Below are 19,687 nucleotides of genomic sequence, written 5' to 3'. Positions count from 1 at the left end.
CGTACGGCCGGGGCGGCCACTGACGTACGGCCGGGGCGGCCACTGACGTACGGCCGGGGCGGCCACTGACGTACGGCCGGGGCGGCCACTGACGTACGACTGCGGCTCCTCGCCGTACGACCGCGGTTCGACGCCGTACGACCGCGGCACTACGGCTGTACGACCGCGGCACTACGGCTGTACGACCGCGGCACTACGGCTGTACGACCGCGGCACCACGGCCGTCCTCCCCGGGTCGGATCTTCCGCCCATCGGGTGGGTGAACCGCCGAATCCGCACGTACCGTCGAATGCATGACGCATCTCGAGGCGGGCGCCCAGGTCGATGCCGCGCACCCCGCCACGGTCACCTCTCCGGTGACCGGGCTGACCTCCGCGGAAGTGGCCGAACGGGTGGCGCGCGGGCAGGTCAACGACGTGCCGGTGCGCAGCAGCCGGTCCCTGGCCGAGATCGTCCGGGCGAACGTCTTCACCCGGTTCAACGCGATCATCGGCGTGCTCTGGGTGATCATGCTGGCGGTCGCGCCCATCCAGGACAGCCTGTTCGGCTTCGTGATCCTCGCCAACACCGGCATCGGCATCGTCCAGGAGTGGCGGGCGAAGAAGACCCTCGACTCCCTCGCGCTCATCGGCGAGGTGCGGCCCACGGTGCGCCGGGACGGGACCGCCGCGCAGGTCGGCACCTCCGGGATCGTGCTGGACGACCTGATCGAGATCGGGCCGGGTGACAAGGTCGTCGTCGACGGGGTGTGCGTCGAGGCGGACGGCCTGGAGATCGACGAGTCACTGCTCACCGGCGAGGCCGATCCCGTGGTGAAGCAGCCCGGTGACCAGGTCATGTCGGGCAGCTTCGTGGTCGCGGGCGGCGGCTCCTTCCAGGCGACCAGGGTGGGACGCGAGGCCTACGCGGCGCAGCTCGCCGAGGAGGCGTCCCGGTTCACGCTGGTCCACTCCGAGCTGCGCTCCGGCATCTCCACGATCCTCAAGTACGTGACGTGGATGATGGTCCCGACCGCGATCGGCCTGATCATCAGCCAGCTGGTCGTCAAGGACAACGAGCTCAAGGGCTCCATCGCCCGCACGGTCGGCGGCATCGTCCCGATGGTCCCCGAGGGGCTGGTGCTGCTCACCTCGATCGCCTTCGCGGTCGGGGTGATCCGGCTGGGGCGCAAGCAGTGCCTGGTGCAGGAGCTGCCCGCGATCGAGGGGCTGGCCCGCGTCGACACGGTGTGCCTGGACAAGACCGGCACCCTCACCGAAGGCGGCATGGACGTCACCGGGCTGCGGGTCCTCGGCGACGGCGACGGCGACGGGACGTACGTGCGCAAGGTGCTGGGCGCGCTCGGCGCGTCCGATCCGCGCCCCAACGCCTCCCTGAGGGCGATCATCGACGCCTACCCGGACGCCGAGGACTGGCAGCTCCTCGACACCCTCCCCTTCTCCTCCGCCCGCAAGTACAGCGGCGCCACCTTCGCGGAGGGCGGCGGGGGCGCCGGGGAAGCCGGGGAAGCCGGGGAGAGCGTCACCTGGCTGCTGGGGGCGCCCGATGTGCTGCTGGACCCCGACGACCCGGCGCTGGACGAGACCGACCGGATGAACGAACAGGGACTGCGGGTGCTGCTGCTCGCCCGCGCCCGCCCCGGTGTGGACGTCGACGACCCCGCCGCCGCCAAGGGCGTACGGCCGGCCGCGCTGGTGGTGCTGGAACAGCGGCTGCGCCCGGACGCGGCCGACACCCTGCGCTACTTCTCCGAGCAGGACGTCCGCGCCAAGGTCATCTCCGGGGACAACGCGGTGTCGGTCGGGGCGGTCGCGTCCAAGCTGGGACTGTCCGGTACGACGGTGGACGCGCGCCGGCTGCCCGCCGACCGGGACGCCATGGCCGAGGCGCTGGACCGGGGCACGGTGTTCGGGCGGGTCACCCCGCAGCAGAAACGGAACATGGTGGGCGCGCTCCAGTCGCACGGCCGCACGGTCGCGATGACCGGTGACGGCGTGAACGACGTGCTGGCGCTGAAGGACGCGGACATCGGCGTGGCGATGGGTTCCGGTTCGGAGGCCACCCGGGCGGTCGCGCAGATCGTGCTGCTGAACAACAGCTTCGCCACGCTGCCGTCGGTGGTCGCGGAGGGGCGGCGGGTGATCGGCAACATCACCCGGGTCGCGACGCTGTTCCTGGTGAAGACGGTGTACTCGGTGCTGCTGGCGGTGCTGGTGGTGTGCTCGCAGGTGGAGTACCCGTTCCTGCCCCGCCACCTCACCCTGCTGTCCACACTGACCATCGGCGTCCCGGCGTTCTTCCTGGCCCTCGCCCCCAACAAGGAACGCGCCCGCCCGCACTTCGTACGCCGGGTCATGCGGTACGCGATCCCGGGCGGGGTGCTGGCGGCGCTGGCGACCTTCACCACGTATCTGCTCGCCCGGAGTCACTACAGCGGCGAGGGCGCGCTGGCGGCGGAGACGAGCGCGGCGACGCTGACGCTGTTCCTGATCTCGATCTGGGTGCTGGCGATCATCGCCCGCCCCTACACCTGGTGGCGGGTCGGGCTGGTGGGGGCGATGGGCGCGGGCTTCGTGCTGGTGCTGGTGGTGCCGTGGCTGCAGCACTTCTTCGCGCTGAGGCTGGTCGGCATGACGATGCCGTGGGTCGCGACGGGGGTCGCGGTGGTGGCGGCGGCCACCCTGGAGATCCTGTGGAGGTGGGTGGACCGCCGCGTCCCCGCTTAGCGCGGGCGAGGACTACTGCACGTCGACGAAGTCACCGGCGGCGTTGACGGCCGGGGTGGTCGAGGTGCCCGCGAAGGAGTAGCGGTAGTAGCCGTCGGCCGAGGCCGTGACGGTGGTGGACAGGTTGCCCGTGCTGTTGCTCTTGATGGTCTTGAGCGTGGTGTAGGTGCTGGAGTCCTTCTTGCGGAACTGCAGCTTGACGGACTGGTTGGTGTAGCCCGCGTACTTGAAGGTCTCCCAGTTGGCGCGGGACAGCTTGCCCGTGACGGTGATGGTCCTGCCCTTCTTCACCGGCTCGGGGGAAGCGTTGACGGTCAGCTTGGAGTAGCGCTGGACCCTGTGGGTGGCGTGGTAGTCGTCCCAGTGCATGCTGCCGTCACCGGCGAGCGCCGCGGCGGTCACCTTCCAGGTGCCGGCCAGCGCGTTCTTGTACAGGTCGACGCCCGGCGCGGCGGTGATGGTGAGCTTGCAGGTCGAGGTGGTGGCGCTGGAGGCCTTGCAGTCGGCCGCCTCCTCGTTCGGGTAGAGGTAGCCGTCGAGGCCGTCCTCGACGTCGGTGCCGTGCCACAGGTCGATGTACGCGTCCTCGATGCCCGACGGGTGGCTGGCGGTGAGGGAGACCGTGAACGTCTTGGCGTAGGTGGTGCCCACGACGACGGCCTTGCCCGCGTTGACGGTCACCTTGGACACGACGGGCAGTTCCTCGGCGGCGGCAGCGATGCCGAAGCCCGACTTGGCGGAGGGGGTGCCGAAGCGCTCGGCGGCGCTCGGCTTGCTCAGGTCCGCGTCGCCGCGGGCGTCGGCCTGCGCGGCCGGAACGGCGAGGGCGGTGAGGGCCAGGGCGCCGGAGACGGCGGCCACGGTGGCTCGGATGCGCATGCGTTCCCCAAGTGGAGAAAGGGGACCCCGGCTCTGGTCGTTTCCAACGGCTCGTCGTCGGCACGGGGTCCCGAGTGATCGTGGAGTCTGTTGACTCGCATGATCAGATCCACCACGCGCACCAATGGTTGTACGGGAGGTGGAAAACATGTGCGGATAGTGTCGATCTCAGTCGAACCAGCGGTCCCGGGCCAGTTCCTCCGTCCGTGACGGATCCTCCAGCAGCGCCGCCACCTCGAAACGGCGCGGCCACTGACCGGCCGCCCAGGCGAGCCCCGCGGCCACGCCCTCCAACGTCGCGGCGTGCAGCACACCGTCACCGGTCAGCCGCCAGTCGATCTCCACACCGTCGACGACGAGTTCCTCGTGCTCCACGTACGAGGCCGGGGTCCGCGGCCCGAGCAGTACCCGCACCGGCTCCGGTACGTCGTGTTCCGCGCCCTCGGAGTCGACCTCGCCGGTGACGGACTCGCTCAGCCGCCGCACCTGGAACAGCTCGGCCAGTTCGGCGGCGCGCGACGGACGCACCGGCAGCAGCGCCACGCCCTCGGTGAACGGCAGCAGGTCGGGCGAGTCGACGACGACCGCGTCGGCGGCGTCCACCACCTCCACCCTGCCGTCGACCACGGCCCGCACCTCGTCCGGCAGGGTCACCTGCTCGGGGTCCAGCTCGGCCAGCGCCCCGTACAGGGCGTGCAGTTGGGCGGCCGTGACCGGGCGGTCGGGATCGGCGAGTCGGTCGAGGAGTTCGGCCGCGCCGCCGGGCTCGTCGAGCAGGGCGGCCACCGAGGTCCGTACGCCCAGCGCCCGCAGCACCTGCTCGTCCTCGAACCCGGTGGCGTCGGCCTCGTCGTACAGGCCGCGCAGCAGCGGGTCGCCGCCGGCCGCGCGCAGTCCGGCCGGGCGGCGCCCGCCGAGCACCGGGTGCCCGCGCAGCCACCACGCGGTGTACGGCCGTACGACCTCGTGGGTGCCGTCGTGCAGCAGGATCCGCACGGGTTCGACGAGCGCGTCCCGCAGCGGGGGCCGCGACAGCAGGGCGAGGGCCTGCGGCCAGCGGTCGTCGTCCACGAGGTCCAGGTCCCGTACGGCGACGATCTCGGTGGCGACCGGCGGGACGGGGCTGTCGGGGAAGCGGTCGAGGACGTCCTCGCTCCACACGTCCACCGCGTCCAGCAGCCCGGCGTCGTCCGGCTCGGCGAAGTCGCCTTCCCGGGGTTCCAGTTCGTCCGGGTCGAGAACGACGTCGGTGGCGCGGATCAGCGCGAAGTCCACCAGCACCCCGCAGGCGGCCAGCGGCTGTTCGCCCCATTTGTCGGCCAGTTCGGCGTCCACCGCGGCGAGCTCGCCCTCGCGCATGACCTGGGCGAACGGACCGCCGGGGAAGACGAGCTCGCAGGCGGGTGACAGCTCGCCGTCCTCGTCGGGCAGGGCGAGGGCGCCCAGCCAGGGCTCGTCGCCGGGATCGAGTCCGGCGTCGCGCACCAGGGCGAGGACGGTGTCGGCGAGTTCCTCGGCGTCCGGGGCGTCCTCCTCCCAGTTCACCCCGCCCTCGTCGTCGAGGGAGGCGGCGACGGCGGCCCTCACCTGCGGGGTGGTGAGGACGGCGCGCGGGGTCGCGGGGAGCGCGCCGAGCTTTTCGAGCAGCGGGTGGGCGGCGTCCGGGTGGGCGACCTTGAGACCGAGCCGGGTGAGGAGTTCGGCGTCGAGGGAGGCCGAATCCGGGGTGGGCAGCAGCACCTGCCGGGGCCCGATGGTGGTGCGGCCGTCGGCCAGCGGCACGGGCAGCCCGGACAGCCGGTCCGGGTCGACCCCGGCGAGGCTGTCGTACAGCCGCCGCCACCAGTCGGGGGACTTCTCCAGCCCGGCCAGCCGGTCGATGGCGTCGGTGAGCGGGACCCTGGCGACGCCCAGCGTGCGCAGTTCCACGCGGCGTTCGAGACCGGCGGGCAGCAGCGTCGGCAGCACCTCCGCCAGCACCCGCACGGTGTCCACGCCCGCGCCCTCGACGACCTCGGCGTCCCGGGGCCGCAGGGACTCGGGCAGATCAAAGTCGCCGTCGTGCTCGCGCGGCTCGACGGCCGGGGGCAGGAAGGACGTACGGGGCAGCCGCTCGAGGATCGCCTGCCGCAGGGCCCCGTCCAGCTCGCCCTTGCCGAGCGGGCCGGGCACGAGGCCGATGATCCCGGCGGTCACCGGGCGCCAGCCGGCGAGCAGTTCGGCGTACGCGTCGGCCGCGCGGCGCACCAGGAAGTCGGTGAGCGGGCCGGGGGCGGCGTGCCGGCGGGTGGAGTCCAGCGGCAGGGAGGCGATGAGCAGGGCGGGGACGCCGAGGGGCTCGTCGCTCGGGGTGGGGGCGTGCACGACGGGACTGGTGCGGGGCCGGGCGGGGCTGCCGTCGGAGTCCACGGGGACGGCCCACGTCACCGACCAGTGCGGCCGCGCCCGCTCCTCCACCGGCCGGTCGGCGAGCAGGTCGGGGGTGAGGGGGCCGTGGGCCGTGGCGGTGCGCCAGTGGGTGATGCCGTTGCCGGAGTCGTCGACGACGGTGAACGGGCCGTCGGTGCGGCGGGTCAGCGTACGGGGGTCCTCGCCGTTGATCTCCACGACGACCTCGGTGAGGCCGGGGAGGGCGAGCAGCAGGGCGTCGTCGACGGCGTGCAGCAGCCGTTCCGTGAGGTCGGCGGCTGCCGGGTCGCGCAGCGGCAGGATGACGGCGGTGTCGTACGGGCCGGGAGCGGTGCCCTCGGCGGCGAACGGGAGCCGCAGCAGCGGCACGTGCCCGTCCCGGCGGCGGATCTCGTCACCCAGCCCCGGGCTGTACCGGGCGGTGTCACCGGCGAGCTCCCTGGCCTCGGTCAGCGACCACCGCACTCCACCGTGCCGTCCGACGACGGCGGGCTCGTCGGTGACGGCGAGCACGGCCGCGAACCCGACACCGAACCGCCCCACCGCCCGGTCCGGCGCGTCCCGCTTGGCGGAGGCGCGCAGGGTGGACAGCGACTCGACCCCGGCCGCGTCCAGCGGGGCCCCGGTGTTGGCGGCGACGAGAACACCGTCGCGCAGGGTGAGCCGAAGCCGCCCCGGGACGCCGGCACGGGCCGCGGCATCGGCGGCGTTCTGCGCGAGCTCTACGACGAGACGGTCCCGGTACCCGCCGAGGACGAGGTCCTCCTCGGCGTTGGCGTCCTCACGGAAGCGGGCGGGGCTGGTGGCCCAGGCGTCCAGGACACCGCGCCGCAGACGCGCCGTACCGAACGGATCCGCACCCTCGGCGGCGGGCCGCACGAACTTGCTCACGTTGACTCTCCTCATCGGCCCTCGTCGGCGTGAGACCGAAGGTACCGCTCCGCGACGCCCTGCCGACGCGCCGTCCACGCCCCGCGCCGTTCCTCACGATCACTTTCGGCACCCGGCCCCGGGGCCGCCGGAGCCATCACGGAGTCCCCACGAAGGAACAGGCATCACTGGCTGCACAGCACACTTGCCCGTCCGTAACCACAGCACTCGTGGAACAGGGACCGTACTCCTTCACCGTGCGTGACCGGGGCCGTACGTCTCACGGCGTACGGCAGGTCTCGGTGGAACTGCCCGCCGTCGACTTCGCTCCGGGTGAGCCGATCGTGACGGAGGCGGGACCTCACGGCGAATACGTGAACCGACTGCTGCCGGCGTTCCACCCGTCGCGGCACGTGACGGCGGTCGCGGTGCCGAACTCGCACCTCATCACGGTGATCGACGCGTACGACGAGGCGGAGCTGATCGAAACCGGGCGGCGCGTCGCGGATACTCCGGCGGCGTTCCCCATCGGCGCCAATCTCTCGTTCGTCCTGCCGCTGTCGGACGACGAGGTGTTCATCCACACCTACGAGCGGGGGGCAGGGCTCACGCCGTCCTGCGGTTCGGGCATCGCGGCCTCCCGGGCCACCCTGTCCCGGCTCGGGCTGGTCGATCCGGAGCTGCCGGTGACCGTGCGCAACCCCGGAGGTGTCGCCCGGAGCTTCCTCCAGACGGTCGGTGACGTGTGGCAGCCGGTGCTGGAGGGCAACGCGACGCTCGTGTACGAGGGTGAACTCGACCCGGCGGTGCTCCTCGGCGACGGTCCGGTGGAGTACGCGGGTGCCGCGCACATGGCGGAAATCAGCGCGTTCGCGGAGCTCAGCCGGGAAAACATGAAGGTGCTGCACGAGGCGGGCATCCACCCGACCGAGGTCTGACCGCCGGTACGGCACCGTCCCGGCGGTCCGTTCCGCCCCGTGCCCGTACCGGTGAAGGGCCGAGGGGGAGGGGACGACATTGGGGGCGCTGTCGGTCGGTCTGGCGGCCATCGCGGTGGGCATCGCTCTGCGGCAGGTGGACCGGTGGTGGTTCAGTCCGGCGCGAGGCCGGCACACGCCGGACTCGCTCCGTGCGGTGATGACACTCCAGCGTGAGCGGCTGAACGACGTCACACCCGTATTCCTGCTCCTCGGGCAGTGGCTGCAGCTCGCCGGATGGTGTGCGGTGGCCGTCCACGGCGGCCCCTGGGGCTGCACGGCCGCCGCCCTCGCGGGTGCGGTGACATTTCGCCACCTCCAGGAGACCAGCCACTTCGCGGTGCACGGTGTACTGGTACGCAGCGGCCGTCTGAACACGCTGCTCGCCGAGGCGGCCGTGCACGTCCCGCTCGGCTTCGTCCCCGTTTCCGTACGCCGCCGCCGGCACGTCCGCGAGCACCATCCGAACGCCACGTTGGCCGGGGTCGACCCCAACCTGGCCGAACTGCACGCGGCGGGGCTACGGCCGGGGGCCTCGTCGGTGGATCACCTGCTCGGCATGGTGTACCCGCTGACCCCGACCGGTGCGTACGGCACCCTGCGCGGCCTGACGGCCCTCTGGCGGGAACCCGGCGGCGGGAAGCTGCGGGCCGTCGGCCCTCTGGTGGTGACGGCGGCATCCGCCGTCCTCTTCGGCTGGGAGGCGGCCGTGTTCGCGTTTCTGCTGCCCCGGCTGCTGCTGTATCCACAGCTCGCGTGGATGTCACTGCTCGTCGAGCACCGCTGGTTCGACCCGGAACACGTGACCGGACCCCCCGTGGCCGTGGAGGCGGGCCGCTGCCTGCGGCTGTACCCGCGCAACGCACTGCTCGCCCTGCTGGCCCGCGGCACCTGGCTGCCGTACGGCGACCTGTACCACTTCGCGCATTCCGCGCACCCGGCGGTGCGCTGGAACTACCTTCCCGCACTGGAGCGCTCCCTGCACGGCCCCACGTACCGCCCGCACGCCCTGCTGCTGGGCGATTCCGCGGTCCTCCGCCGCCACCGCACGGCCCTGGCGTCGGCCTCCGGCGCCTGTGCCGACCCGACGGCGTCGGCACGGCTCTGACATCGGCCGATCCCGGCGCGCGCGACCGGCTGCGCCACTCATGACGGCCGGGGAACCGCACGATCCGGTCCGCCTGTTGCCGGAGCAGGCAGGCGGACCGGCTCGCGCGATCAGGCCTCGGAAGCGTACGGGACGAAGGCCGCCCACGTGTCCGGGGCGAAGGCGATGCGGGGGCCCTCAGTGTTCTTCGAGTCGCGGACGTGGACGGTGCCGGGGGTGAGGGCGAGCTCGACGCAGGAGTTGCCGTCATTGCCACCGCTGTAGCTGCTCTTGAACCATGCCAGCTCAGAGGCGTCCCCGGCGATGGTCTTGCGGATCATGTTTCTCCCAGCAGTTGTTCGATGAAGGCCAGTGACTCGCGTGGAGAGAGTGCCTGAGCCCGGATCGTGCCATACCGCAGCTCAAGGATGCGCAGCTGTTTGGGATCCGAGGTGGGCCGACTGTTGCACGCACCGTCGGAACGACCGATCGCCGTACCGTCCGCGAACTTCAGCAGCTCGATCCTGCCGTCCAACCCGGAGTGGGTGTCACAGTTCGTCGGCATCACCTGAAGCACGACGTTGTGCAACCTACCCACCTCCAACAGGCGCTCAAGCTGCCGACGCCAGGCCATTGTGCCCCCGATGGGACGTCGCAGAACCCCCTCTTCCAGGACGAAGCTGAGAGCTGGGGCCGGATCGCGTCCGAAGACCGACTGCCGGGCCAGACGAGCCGCCACCATGCGCTCCACATCGTCCGGGCGCCCGCTGCCGCGACTGCCGCTCAGCCGCGCTGCCCGAGTACGCGGCGACCGCCCGGGAGGCTCCACGGGAGCCGGGCACTGTCCCGGACGAAGCCGCGGACCACTGAGCGGCAACCGGCGGAGGGAGCACCGCGGCCTGGGAAGCCCGGTGCACCGCCCGCAACCTCCGCCGGTGCCCGGCGCGGGCTACGAGTGCCCCAGCTCCGCCGACGACTCGTCCTCCGTCACCGGGACCGAGCCGGAGTCGGGGGCCGGGCGGAGGGGGAAGGGGTCGACGCGGGTTTCGTCGATCACCGGCTGGGCCGGCTGCGGGGGCTTCGGCATGACCGCGGCCTCGGAGTGGCCGCCGCAGCCGTACGCCAGGGAGACGACGTGGCCGTCGGCCGGGGAGAACTCGTTGGCGCACACCCCGAACGCCTGTCCCAGGGAGCCGCCGATGCGGGCGAGGAAGCCGCACGAGACGCACGACGCGGGGGCGGCCTGCGCCATCGGGGTCTTCGCGCCGAACGACTCCTCCCAGCGGTCGGCGGCGATGTGCAGGCCGTAACGGGACAGGACCCGGGCGCGGCGCATGCCGAGTTCCTCGGCGACCGCCGCGATCGAACCGCGGGCCGGGGCCACCGTGAGATGGGCCGGGGTGCCCTTGGTGACCTCGGCGTCCTCGGCCTCGGCCAGTTCGGCCATGTCCTCGGAGACCGCGGAGTTCGGCGCCGGCTCCTCCTCCCCGAGGAAGCCCGGCTCCAGGCGCAGGTCCTCGGCGTCGGTGGGGAGGAGGTCGCCGGGGCCCATGTCGCCGGGGCGCAGCCGCTCGCTCCACGGCACCCACTCCGGCGCGAGCACCGCGTCGGGGCCGGGCAGCAGGACCGCCTCGTCGATCGTGACGATCTTGGCGCGGGAGGCGCGGGCGACGGTGACGGCCCAGCGCCAGCCGCGGTAGCCGGGCTCGCGGCATCCGAAGAAGTGCGTGACGACGCGGTCCCCCTCGGAGACCAGCCCCTCGTGCTCGCCCACGACCCCGGGCGCGGCGGCCTCCTCGGCTGCCGCGCGGGCGAGGTCGACGGCCTCGGCGCACAGACGATCGGGGGTGCGGCTTCGCGTTGTCGCTGCGCTCACAGGTATCGCTTCTCTCCTACGCCGTCTCACGAGTGCGCCACTCCCAGCGCGGGGGGCGGACGGAGCGGACCGGGGGACCGCGTCGACGTCCGCGCCGCAACGTGCTCGGGCGCGCCTCCATCCATTCTGCGGGATGGCTGAGATACGCACGCTACCGTCTCGCGTGCGCTGGGCCTACACCGACGGTTGTTCTGGGGTCCCGCGCGCCGGTTTCCGGGGGCGGCCGTCAGCCCCGGACGTTCCGCCGTACAGCCGCACCCCGGGCGGCGTCCATGGCGTAACGGCACTACGCACCGCCTTCTCGGGGCACTATGACGTCGTGGCTACCTCGAGGACACCCCAGGGCGCCACCGGGACCGGTGGGCCGAAAGGGGCCAAGGGCAGCGGCCGACGCGTCGGAACGAACGGGGCGGGCGGCCGCCTTCGCGCGTTCGGGCGCGCCCTGCACTTCCCGGTGACCGGAACCGCGCGGGGCATCCGCCGGGCGACCCATGCGCACGGCGCCGGGGAGTCCGGGCTCGGCAAGCTGATCGAACTGCACGGCGTGAACGGCGCCGGCGACGTCATGATCACGGTCGCGCTGGCGTCCACCGTCTTCTTCTCGGTCCCCACGGACGAGGCCCGCGGGCGCGTCGCCCTCTACCTCGCCATCACCATGGCGCCGTTCACCCTCCTGGCCCCGGTGGTCGGCCCGCTCCTGGACCGCGTCCCGCACGGCCGCCGCGCCGCCATGGCGGGCGCGATGCTCGCCCGGGCGCTGCTCGCGCTGATCCTGTCCGGCGCGGTCGCCACCGGCGGGATCGGGCTGTACCCGGCCGCGCTGGGCGTACTGGTCTCGTCGAAGGCGTACGGGGTGGTGCGCAGCGCGGTCGTGCCGCGGCTGCTGCCGCCCGCCTTCTCCCTGGTGAAGGCGAATTCGCGGGTCACCCTGGGCGGGCTGCTGGCGACCGGGATCGCGGCGCCGATCGGTGCGGGGCTCCAGCAGATCGGGCCGCGCTGGCCGCTGTTCGGCGCGTTCGCGATCTTCGTGACCGGGATGTTCCTGTCCTTCCGGCTGCCGCCGAAGGTGGACTCCGCCAAGGGTGAGGCCGTGGCCCTGCTCGCCGCCGACGAGCAGCATCTGCACGGGCCGCACCGGAAGACCGAGAAGCGTCCGGGACTGCGCACGGTCGGACCGGCCGTCACCCACGCGCTCGGCGCCAACGCCGCCATCCGCTGCCTGACCGGCTTCCTGATCTTCTTCCTCGCCTTCCTGCTGCGCGAGCACCCGATGACCGGTCAGAGCGCCGCGGTCTCCCTGGGCATAGTGGGCGTGGCGGCCGGCACGGGCAACGCGCTCGGTACGGCGGTCGGGGCGTGGCTGAGAGCGAGGGCCCCGGAGATCATCATCGTGACGGTGGTGGCGTGTGTGCTGGGCGCGGCGATCACGGCCGCGGTGTTCTTCGGCGCGGTGCTGGTGGCGGGTCTGGCCGCGATCGCCGGGTTCGCGCAGGCGCTGGCCAAGCTGTCGCTGGACGCGCTGATTCAGCGGGACGTGCCCGAGCTGGTCCGGACGTCGGCGTTCGCGCGGTCGGAGACGCTGCTGCAGATGTCCTGGGTGCTGGGCGGCGCGATCGGTATCGCGATGCCGCTGATCGGCGGCCTGGGGCTCGCGGTGGGCGCGGCGATCATCGCCACCGGGTGGCTGACGACCGTCCGCGGGCTGATCCGTTCGGCCCGGCAGGGGAGCACGGGGCGGGCGCGAGTGGCGTAACGCTCCGGCCACGCCGTACCCCCACATGGGGAGCGGAACACACGTGCCCGATAGCCTTCGGCCATGACCACGTTGCAATCCGCTGTGCGACGCCGCCGCGCCGTCGCCGCCGCCGGCGCCGTATCCGCCGGACTGCTCGTCCTGGCCGCCTGTGACAAGCCGACGCCGATGGCCACGATCACCGTGGGCAGTTCCTCGGTGAGTTCCGAGGCCACCTGTGGTGGCGAGGGCGAGGCCCTCAAGTCCGCCGACCTGAACGCGTGCCTGAAGGACAAGGGCATCGACGAGATCTCGGTCGACCCCGACGAGACCGTGCGCTTCGGTGTCGACCCGGACGTCGCCGACAAGGGCTGGACCATCCTGATGAACGGCCAGCCGCTGACCGACTCCAGCACCAAGACCTACCGCACCATCCCGGGCAGCGTGTTCTTCAACGCCCAGTACGGCGCCCAGGGCGACTCGACCCTGGTGTCGATCAAGGAGGGCGAGAAGGAGACCAGCGGTCTGTGGTCCTTCCGGCTGAAGAAGGACGCCTGATCACGTCGCCCGTCCGTGTTCTCGTGGCCACCGCGGTCCCCGTCGAGCGGGACGCGGTGGCCCGGGCGTTCCCGGGGCCCGTGCGGGAGGTCGCCCTGCCCGGGGTGACCGTGCACGAGGTCACCGGCGGGCCCGGCCTCCTGGCCGCGGGGGTCGGTCCGGCGCTCGCCGCCGCCTCCACGGCCGGCGCGCTCACCGCCGCCGCGCTGGACGGCCGGCCCTACGACCTGGTCGTCTCCGCCGGGATCGCCGGCGGTTTCGCGCCGCGGGCGCCCCTCGGCTCCCTCGTCGTCGCCGACGAGATCACCGCCGCCGACCTGGGCGCCGAGACGGCCGACGGGTTCCTGCCGGTCACCGATCTGGGCTTCGGCACCGTCACCCACCGTCCGCCCGCCGCCCTGGTCCGCGAGGCCTCCGCGGCGGCCGGCGCGCTCACCGGGACCGTGCTCACCGTGTCGACGGTGACCGGGACCGCCGCCCGTGCCGCCGCCCTGCGCGCCCGGCACCCGCGCGCCCTCGCCGAGGCCATGGAGGGCTTCGGGGTGGCCGAGGCCGCCGCCGCGCACGGGGTGCCCGTGCTGGAGGTGCGCGCGGTGTCGAACCCCGTGGGCCCGCGCGACCGCGCCGCCTGGCGCGTCGGCGACGCCCTGAACGCTCTCACCGAGGGCTTCGGGAAGCTCGCGCCCGTACTGGAGAGTTGGAACCGGCATGACCGCAATGACCGCCATGAACGCCATGAGCAGTGAGGAGCAGCAGGTGCGGATCGCCTACTCCCCCTGCCCCAACGACACCTTCGTCTTCGACGCCCTCGCCCACGGCCGCGTGCCCGGCGCGCCCGCCCTCGACGTGACCTTCGCCGACATCGACATCACCAACGGCATGGCCGAGCGCGGCGAGCTCGATGTGCTGAAGGTGTCGTACGCGGTGCTGCCGTACGTCCTCGACGAGTACGCGCTGCTGCCCTGCGGGGGCGCGCTGGGGCGGGGCTGCGGGCCGCTGGTGCTGACCCGGGAGGAGGACGTGGACCTCACCGGGCGTACGGTCGCCGTGCCGAGCGAGCGGTCGACGGCCTATCTGCTGTTCCGGCTGTGGGCCGCGGATGTGGTGCCGGGCGGGGTCGGCCGGATCGTGGTGATGCCGTTCCACGAGATCATGCCCGCCGTGCGGGACGGGAAGGTCGACGCGGGACTCGTCATCCACGAGGCGCGCTTCACCTACCGGAACTACGGGCTGCGGCGGCTCGCCGACATGGGTGAGCACTGGGAGCGGACCACCGGGCTGCCGATCCCGCTGGGCGCGATCATCGCCAGGCGGTCGCTGGGCGAGGAGACGCTGACCCGGCTCGCCGCCTCGATCCGCGCGTCCGTGCGGGCCGCGTGGGACGAGCCCGAGGTGTCGCGGCCGTACGTCATGGAGCACGCCCAGGAGATGGACCCGGCCGTCGCCGACCAGCACATCGGGTTGTACGTCAACGAGTTCACGGCCGATCTCGGCGAGGACGGCTACGCGGCCGTGCGGGGGCTGCTGACGCGCGCGGCGGCCGAGGGGCTGGTGCCGCCCCTCGGCCCGGACGCGCTGCGGTTCCCCTGAGTCGCGGGAGTGAGCTATACGTCCAGCTGGTCGGCGACCGCTCGGAGCAGGCCGGCGATCTTCTTGCCCGCGGCGCGGTCGGGGTAGCGGCCCCGCTCCAGCGACGGCGTGATGTTCTCCAGCAGGGTCGTCAGGTCCTGGACGATGGAGGCCAGCTCGTCCGGCTTCTTGCGCTGGGCCGCCGCGACGGACGGGGTCGGGTCCAGGATGGTCAGGGAGAGGGCCTGGTCGCCGCGCTGTCCGGCGACCACGCCGAACTCCACGCGCTGGCCCGGCTTCAGGGCCTCGACTCCGGCGGGGAGGACCGAGGAATGCACGAAGACGTCGCCGCCGTCGTCACGGGAGAGAAAGCCGAAGCCCTTCTCACTGTTGAACCACTTGACCTTGCCAGTCGGCAAAGCACACACTCCCTCGGTCACCCCAGGTACGCCCTGGTACTGCTACCTACAGCCGTCGAATCAGCCTACCGGCCCTCTCCCCACGTAAGCACCGGCGGAAACAGCGGAGAGTGTCGATAGCGACACAGGGGCTCACTGGTGGAACTGACGAGCCGTCGGCCATAGATCACTGGAGATGACCCGTAGCCGGACACCAAGCCAGGGCCTTGACGTGATGCCGCCACCTGGTATAAGCGCTGCGTCGAACGTCCGACGGGGCGGCGAGCCCTTCCCTGTGCGCCATCCTCCCGTCGTCATTGGCGGAGCGATAACCATTGATACTCGCGTAGGTGGTCCGGCTACGGACATGGCTCTTCTGATGCTCGGTACGTTCTCTGAGATGGAACTGATCTTCCAGAGGGAGCGCCGTGCGTCTGCCCGTGCCTCTCGTGAGTCCAGCGGGAAGAGCTGGGGCCGCGCCAGGGAGATTGACCGTGTGGCAGTGCTGGCAGACCTCAACGACGGCATGAACGTGATGAAGGTGGCAGCTAACCTCGCGCTTTCACGAGGTGGGCTGTCCAAGAGTTGATCAGAAACACGGAAAGCGCCCTTGACCTGCAATGCCGGTGATTTCGCACTGCTCACCGTCTACCAGGCACTGTGTGCGGTGCGTTGTGAGTGTGCACCGGGTTGAAACTGGCCCAACCACGATTGGGGAAGAGTTCTTCGGCCATGCTCTTGATATCTCCTAGGTTCATGACGTACCCCCGATCCTTCTTATCGGCGCCCTCACCCCAGACAAAGACCTTTACGCCATAGGCCCGAAGAAAGTTCCTACGGTCTTCCTGGTCTTTTGCTTCCCACACTTCCCCGTACTTCTTACCCGTTGCCTTGAGAGTCGGGTTAGCCCTCTCCGCTTCCTGCTTTGCAAGAAGAGCAACCTTTCCGGAGAGCGACTTATGCATACGCCGATAGGACTCTTCCTGTCCCTCTCCGTCGTAATCTCCTGCGATGTACTTAGCTTCCAGGTTTTCCAGGCGTGCCCTAGCCGCCTGGAGTTCCCTTGCCTGAGAAGGGCCTACTCCTGCCCTCTCGTACATGTCCCACTGACCAATACTTTCCCGGATCACCCGGTCAACCCAGGAATCAAGAACGTCTGCCCGGATATAGGGGCCGCTCTGACAAGCGCCACCCTTGAACTTGTTGGAGCACCGGTAGTACCTGTGTCCTGGTGTCTTGGTGCCGTCTTTCCTGGTGTAGCCCGCGCCCATGAGGGAAGTGAATGCAGCTCCGCACTCCCCACAGTGGCCGACACCGGACAGGAGACTCTTAGCACTGTTCCGGGTACCCGTAGAGGCTCCCTCTGGCTTCTCTGCGGGCTTGATCTTGTCTACTAGGTCTGTCCACTCGTCCATCGTGGCTAGGGGTGTCTCAGGGAGGATTACGGGGTCTCCGTTATCGTCTAGGACGGCTTCCCCCCTGTAGGTGTAGATGCCGGGGACCCAAGAGGAGCGGATGAACTTGTTGATAATGGTGGACTGCCACTGCGTCCCCTTGATTCCCTCCCCCTTCAGCTTTCGCAGATGATCCCCCCACGTGAGTACGCCACGGCCGTTGAAGTCTCGGGCAATCCGGTGCGTGGACTGTCCCTCGCCAACGCGCCGGAAGATCTCTTCTACGTAGGGGTAGAAGTCCTGGTCAATCTCCAGGATCTTCCGCTTCCCTCCCTCTACAGCCTTGATGCTGTAGCCGGTAGGCGGAGCGCCAACGAGCCAAGAACGGTTCTCCAGGCGGCTCTGTACGCCGTTCAGGATGCGTGCCTGGATTGTGTCCCACTCAGCTTCGGCAAAGACGGCCGTCATACGAGCCATCATCTTGCCTTGGGGAGTCGAGAGGTCGAACCCCTCTTCTACGCACACGATGAACTTGCCGTTTCGCTGCGCCCACTCCAAGAGTTCGTTGAAGTGCATTGACCGGCGGGTAAGCCTGTCCATCTTGGCTGCAATCAAGACATCAAATTGGTCCGCCCTGTCATTGAGCCACTTCCCCAGCTTCGGCCGCTTGAAGGGGGACAGGGAGCCTGAGACGTCCGTGTCCTCTGCCTCCCCCACGAGGTGGCCGGAGATGTGAGGGGCCGTCAGGTAGTGGCTGGTCACTCGGCGCTGCCACTCGATGGACGTAGAGCCGTCCGAGTCGGCAGAGAGACGGAGGCATGCGAGATACCGAAGGTTGGGTTCCATGGGGACGACTGTAGCGGGCCTCTGTGCCTAGCAGTCTTGCTTGACCTTGCCGGTGGGCACGCCTCGTACTCGTCGGGAAAACTGCTTCTGAAAACGGCTCTTGATAGCACTCGGGCGGGCCTGACGACCCGCCGGTACCAAGGCTAATGGTCTTCAGGCCGGTGACAAGACGTCACCGGGTTGTTCCCTCGCGCAGGGAACTACCCTGGTCCGGTGCGTGACAAAACCCAAGCGAATTCCGCCGCGCCCGGTGACGGTCTGGTCCGTGCCGGTGCCCTCGTCTTTTTCGTAGGCGCGGTGGCCACACTGGTCACTGTGGCCCCGTTGTTCCTCGGCACGACGCCCTTTCCGACGTACATGTTCGGATTGAGCATGCTCATGGCTGTCGGATTCCTGATGGCCGGGGCGGGCGTACTGCGTTCCGTCGCGGCGGGACGCCGTCAGGCTCGGGCCGGCCGGTTGTCGGAGCGGTAGTCGTCCCGGTTGTCGGGGCGTGGTCCTCCCGGTTGTCGGGCGTGGTCCTCCCGGTTGTCGGAGCGGTTGTCGGGGCGTGGTCCTACCGGTTGTCGGGGCGGTTGTCCGGCCGGTAGTCCGCGCAGTAGTCCGAAAACCATCGCGGGAATTCCGTCAGCCCCGCGAGGACGACATCGGCGCCGGCCTCGCGCAGTTCCGCCTCGTCGCACGGGCCGGTGGCGACCGCGACCGACAGCGCGCCGGCGGTCCGCGCGCCGCGCACGTCGCCCACGTGGTCGCCGACGTAGACGGCCGCCTCGTGTTCGCGCAGGGCGAGGGCCTTCCGCTCGGCCCACAGGTCACCGATCACGGCGTCCGGTTCGATGCCGAGGTGGGCCAGGTGCAGCTTGGCGTTGGGCTCGTACTTGGCGGTGACGACGATCGCGCGCCCGCCCGCCTCCCGTACGGCCGCTATCGCCTCACGGGCGCCGGGCAGGGCCGGCGTCGCGGCGATGGCGTACGTCGGGTACATCGCCCGGTACAGATCCGCCGTCTCCGCGACCCGCTCGGCCGGGAACCAGTTGATCAGCTCGTCCACCAGTGGCGGCCCGAGCCGGGTGACCGCGAGATCGGCGTCGATGTACGTCCCGGTCCGCTCGGCCAGCGCCTGGTAGCAGGCGCGGATACCGGGCCGGGAGTCGATGAGCGTCATGTCGAGATCGAAACCGACGGTGGGCGGGAGCGGGGTCGTGAAGGCCATATGGGCCATTGTGCCCAGCCCCCGCGACGAACAGGCAGGCACCACCGCTGCCACACCGCACCCGCCGCGTGAACAGCCCCGCGGGTCAGGTCCGGCGTCGGGAGCGCCAGACCAGGAACAGGGCCGTGGTGAGGGCCGCCGCCCGGATGACCCAGGGCCAGGTCTCGGAGACCGCGTCGTTCATGTGGCCGTCGGCGATGGGGGTGCCCCAGCGGCCCTCCGTCCTGCCCCAGAGCCAGACGATGCCGGCGGTGACCGCGAGGCCGGGGAGGATGACGACCGCGGTTCTCGTCTCCGCCTGGGTGAGGCGGCGGGAGCCGTAGGCGATGAGCCAGCCGAGGATCAGGGCGAACCAGTTGCCCAGCGCGGCGCCCGCGACCAGCAGGGCCGCGGCGCACAGCAGGAGGGGGTTGCTCAGGCCGCCGGACGGGAGGCGCGGGAGGCGGCGGCGAGCGGCGGGCTCGGCCTCGGCCGCGACCGCGGTATCGGCGGCCGGCGCCGGGGGCGCGTCCTCCTCCTTCTCCTCCGTCCGCGGCGTCCTGAGCAGCTCCGGGATCTCGACGCCGCCCACGAAGCCCGGCACCTCCTCGCCGACGCCGAAGGGGCTGTCGTCCACCCGCCACCAGTCGGGCTGGGTGGCGCTGTCCCCGAGTTCGTCCATGCCGGCCCGGTGCGGCGGGGCCGGTGCGCCGGACGGGGCGGGGTCCGGTGTCCCGGCTGCCGGGCGGGGCCGGGGGACGGCCCGCCGCAGGACGCCCTTCAGGCGGTCCTCGCGGGCGTCGGCGCCCCGCTCCGGCTCGCGCTGCACCGGGACGGCGGCGGGCGGCTCGGGGGCCCTCGCGGGGGCGCCGGAGGCGTCCTCGGCCGCCACGACGACCTCGGTCGGCGTGCCGAGGCGGGAAACGATGCGGCGGACGGCGGCCGGGGAGTCGACCACGGCCTTCGCCCGGCGCCGGTCGATCTCGTCGCGCAGTTCCGCGACCAGCCGCATGCGGGCCGCCGACGGCAGCTGCCGCTGCTGCGCCACGTCACCGACGCGGCTCAGATACTCGTAGACGACCTGGTCACTCTCGATACCCACGAAGTCCCCTCCGGGGCGGATGCGTTGGGACACCGTCGCCCGACGGTACCGCGAGACCGGCCGGCCGACCCA

The 19,687-nt window shown here is 71.3% G+C and carries 17 protein-coding genes and 1 pseudogene; 9 read left to right on the top strand and 9 right to left on the bottom strand.

Annotated features, from left to right (window positions below; genetic code table 11):
• The first annotated feature begins 293 nt into the window (after positions 1–293).
• Positions 294–2,726, top strand: a complete 2,433-nt coding sequence (locus tag IE178_RS22290; protein WP_193513526.1) for an HAD-IC family P-type ATPase — start codon at positions 294–296, stop codon at positions 2,724–2,726.
• 12 nt (positions 2,727–2,738) lie between these two features.
• On the opposite strand, the gene IE178_RS22285 is transcribed toward IE178_RS22290, so the two are convergent.
• Positions 2,739–3,605 carry a DUF5707 domain-containing protein gene (locus IE178_RS22285; RefSeq protein ID WP_193513525.1) on the bottom strand — a complete coding sequence of 289 codons (867 nt, stop codon included), beginning with the start codon at positions 3,603–3,605 and terminating at the stop codon, positions 2,739–2,741.
• A 168-nt stretch (positions 3,606–3,773) separates the two neighbouring features.
• Positions 3,774–6,905, bottom strand: coding sequence for a sacsin N-terminal ATP-binding-like domain-containing protein (locus tag IE178_RS22280; protein ID WP_193513524.1), 3,132 nt, complete (start codon positions 6,903–6,905; stop codon positions 3,774–3,776).
• Positions 6,906–7,114: 209 nt separating this feature from the next.
• Here IE178_RS22280 and IE178_RS22275 point away from each other — a divergent pair, with 209 nt between their 5' ends.
• Entirely contained in the window at positions 7,115–7,822 is a 708-nt protein-coding gene (locus IE178_RS22275; RefSeq protein ID WP_193513523.1) for a diaminopimelate epimerase, read from the top strand.
• 199 nt (positions 7,823–8,021) lie between these two features.
• Positions 8,022–8,969: a fatty acid desaturase gene (locus tag IE178_RS22270; RefSeq protein WP_193513522.1), complete on the top strand. Its 948-nt coding sequence runs from the start codon at positions 8,022–8,024 to the stop codon at positions 8,967–8,969.
• A gap of 110 nt (positions 8,970–9,079) precedes the next feature.
• Here IE178_RS22270 and IE178_RS22265 read toward each other — a convergent pair whose 3' ends face one another.
• From IE178_RS22265 to IE178_RS22255, 3 genes and pseudogenes are all read right to left on the bottom strand, one after another.
• Complete coding sequence (locus IE178_RS22265) at positions 9,080–9,289, bottom strand: DUF397 domain-containing protein (RefSeq protein WP_193513521.1); 210 nt, start codon at positions 9,287–9,289, stop codon at positions 9,080–9,082.
• Positions 9,286–9,711 (bottom strand): annotated as a pseudogene (locus tag IE178_RS22260) (DUF5753 domain-containing protein); the annotation flags it as partial. The gene IE178_RS22265 and the pseudogene IE178_RS22260, both read right to left, overlap by 4 nt.
• Before the next feature lie 186 nt (positions 9,712–9,897).
• Complete coding sequence (locus IE178_RS22255; protein ID WP_184763879.1) at positions 9,898–10,824, bottom strand: DUF3027 domain-containing protein; 927 nt, start codon at positions 10,822–10,824, stop codon at positions 9,898–9,900.
• Positions 10,825–11,143: 319 nt separating this feature from the next.
• On the opposite strand from IE178_RS22255, the gene IE178_RS22250 reads away from it, so the two are divergent.
• The 4 genes from IE178_RS22250 (at position 11,144) to IE178_RS22235 (ending at position 14,704) form a co-directional block, all read left to right on the top strand.
• Positions 11,144–12,577: an MFS transporter gene (locus tag IE178_RS22250; protein ID WP_193513520.1), complete on the top strand. Its 1,434-nt coding sequence runs from the start codon at positions 11,144–11,146 to the stop codon at positions 12,575–12,577.
• A 63-nt stretch (positions 12,578–12,640) separates the two neighbouring features.
• Complete coding sequence (locus IE178_RS22245) at positions 12,641–13,114, top strand: DUF2703 domain-containing protein (RefSeq protein ID WP_221492297.1); 474 nt, start codon at positions 12,641–12,643, stop codon at positions 13,112–13,114.
• 23 nt (positions 13,115–13,137) lie between these two features.
• Positions 13,138–13,860, top strand: a complete 723-nt coding sequence (locus IE178_RS22240; RefSeq protein WP_184763881.1) for a futalosine hydrolase — start codon at positions 13,138–13,140, stop codon at positions 13,858–13,860.
• Complete coding sequence (locus IE178_RS22235) at positions 13,823–14,704, top strand: 1,4-dihydroxy-6-naphtoate synthase (protein ID WP_438874402.1); 882 nt, start codon at positions 13,823–13,825, stop codon at positions 14,702–14,704. The genes IE178_RS22240 and IE178_RS22235 overlap by 38 nt, the downstream gene beginning before the upstream one ends.
• A 14-nt stretch (positions 14,705–14,718) precedes the next feature.
• On the opposite strand, the gene IE178_RS22230 is transcribed toward IE178_RS22235, so the two are convergent.
• Positions 14,719–15,102, bottom strand: a complete 384-nt coding sequence (locus IE178_RS22230; RefSeq protein ID WP_019523900.1) for a cold-shock protein — start codon at positions 15,100–15,102, stop codon at positions 14,719–14,721.
• A gap of 379 nt (positions 15,103–15,481) precedes the next feature.
• Between IE178_RS22230 and IE178_RS22225 the strand changes: the two genes are divergently transcribed.
• Positions 15,482–15,670: a hypothetical protein gene (locus IE178_RS22225; RefSeq protein ID WP_193513519.1), complete on the top strand. Its 189-nt coding sequence runs from the start codon at positions 15,482–15,484 to the stop codon at positions 15,668–15,670.
• A gap of 52 nt (positions 15,671–15,722) precedes the next feature.
• Here IE178_RS22225 and IE178_RS22220 read toward each other — a convergent pair whose 3' ends face one another.
• Positions 15,723–17,321 carry a recombinase family protein gene (locus IE178_RS22220; protein ID WP_193513518.1) on the bottom strand — a complete coding sequence of 533 codons (1,599 nt, stop codon included), beginning with the start codon at positions 17,319–17,321 and terminating at the stop codon, positions 15,723–15,725.
• A 213-nt stretch (positions 17,322–17,534) separates the two neighbouring features.
• Here IE178_RS22220 and IE178_RS22215 point away from each other — a divergent pair, with 213 nt between their 5' ends.
• The gene (locus tag IE178_RS22215) at positions 17,535–17,795 is read left to right on the top strand and encodes a hypothetical protein (RefSeq protein ID WP_184763882.1); all 261 of its coding nucleotides are present in this window, start codon (positions 17,535–17,537) and stop codon (positions 17,793–17,795) included.
• Positions 17,796–17,877: 82 nt separating this feature from the next.
• Here the strand turns inward: IE178_RS22215 and IE178_RS22210 are convergent, their stop codons facing one another.
• A complete protein-coding gene (locus IE178_RS22210) occupies positions 17,878–18,534 on the bottom strand; it encodes an HAD family hydrolase (protein ID WP_193513517.1) in 657 nt (218 codons plus the stop codon).
• Positions 18,535–18,619: 85 nt separating this feature from the next.
• Complete coding sequence (locus IE178_RS22205) at positions 18,620–19,615, bottom strand: hypothetical protein (protein ID WP_193513516.1); 996 nt, start codon at positions 19,613–19,615, stop codon at positions 18,620–18,622.
• Positions 19,616–19,687 lie beyond the last annotated feature (72 nt).

Source organism: Streptomyces griseoloalbus (assembly GCA_014650015.1).
Lineage (GTDB): Bacteria > Actinomycetota > Actinomycetes > Streptomycetales > Streptomycetaceae > Streptomyces > Streptomyces griseoloalbus.
Note: the sequence above shows the minus strand (reverse complement) of the source record. Positions and strands in the feature narration are given on the sequence as shown.

Bases quoted from the DNA above. Each gene is read 5' to 3' on its own strand.
- IE178_RS22290 (WP_193513526.1), top strand. From the start codon at position 294: ATGACGCATCTCGAGGCGGGCGCCCAGGTCGATGCCGCGCACCCCGCC.
- IE178_RS22210 (WP_193513517.1), bottom strand. From the start codon at position 18,534: ATGGCCTTCACGACCCCGCTCCCGCCCACCGTCGGTTTCGATCTCGAC.
- IE178_RS22265 (WP_193513521.1), bottom strand. From the start codon at position 9,289: ATGATCCGCAAGACCATCGCCGGGGACGCCTCTGAGCTGGCATGGTTC.
- IE178_RS22235 (WP_438874402.1), top strand. From the start codon at position 13,823: ATGACCGCAATGACCGCCATGAACGCCATGAGCAGTGAGGAGCAGCAG.
- IE178_RS22285 (WP_193513525.1), bottom strand. From the start codon at position 3,605: ATGCGCATCCGAGCCACCGTGGCCGCCGTCTCCGGCGCCCTGGCCCTC.
- IE178_RS22245 (WP_221492297.1), top strand. From the start codon at position 12,641: ATGACCACGTTGCAATCCGCTGTGCGACGCCGCCGCGCCGTCGCCGCC.
- IE178_RS22220 (WP_193513518.1), bottom strand. From the start codon at position 17,321: ATGGAACCCAACCTTCGGTATCTCGCATGCCTCCGTCTCTCTGCCGAC.
- IE178_RS22270 (WP_193513522.1), top strand. From the start codon at position 8,022: ATGACACTCCAGCGTGAGCGGCTGAACGACGTCACACCCGTATTCCTG.
- IE178_RS22225 (WP_193513519.1), top strand. From the start codon at position 15,482: ATGGAACTGATCTTCCAGAGGGAGCGCCGTGCGTCTGCCCGTGCCTCT.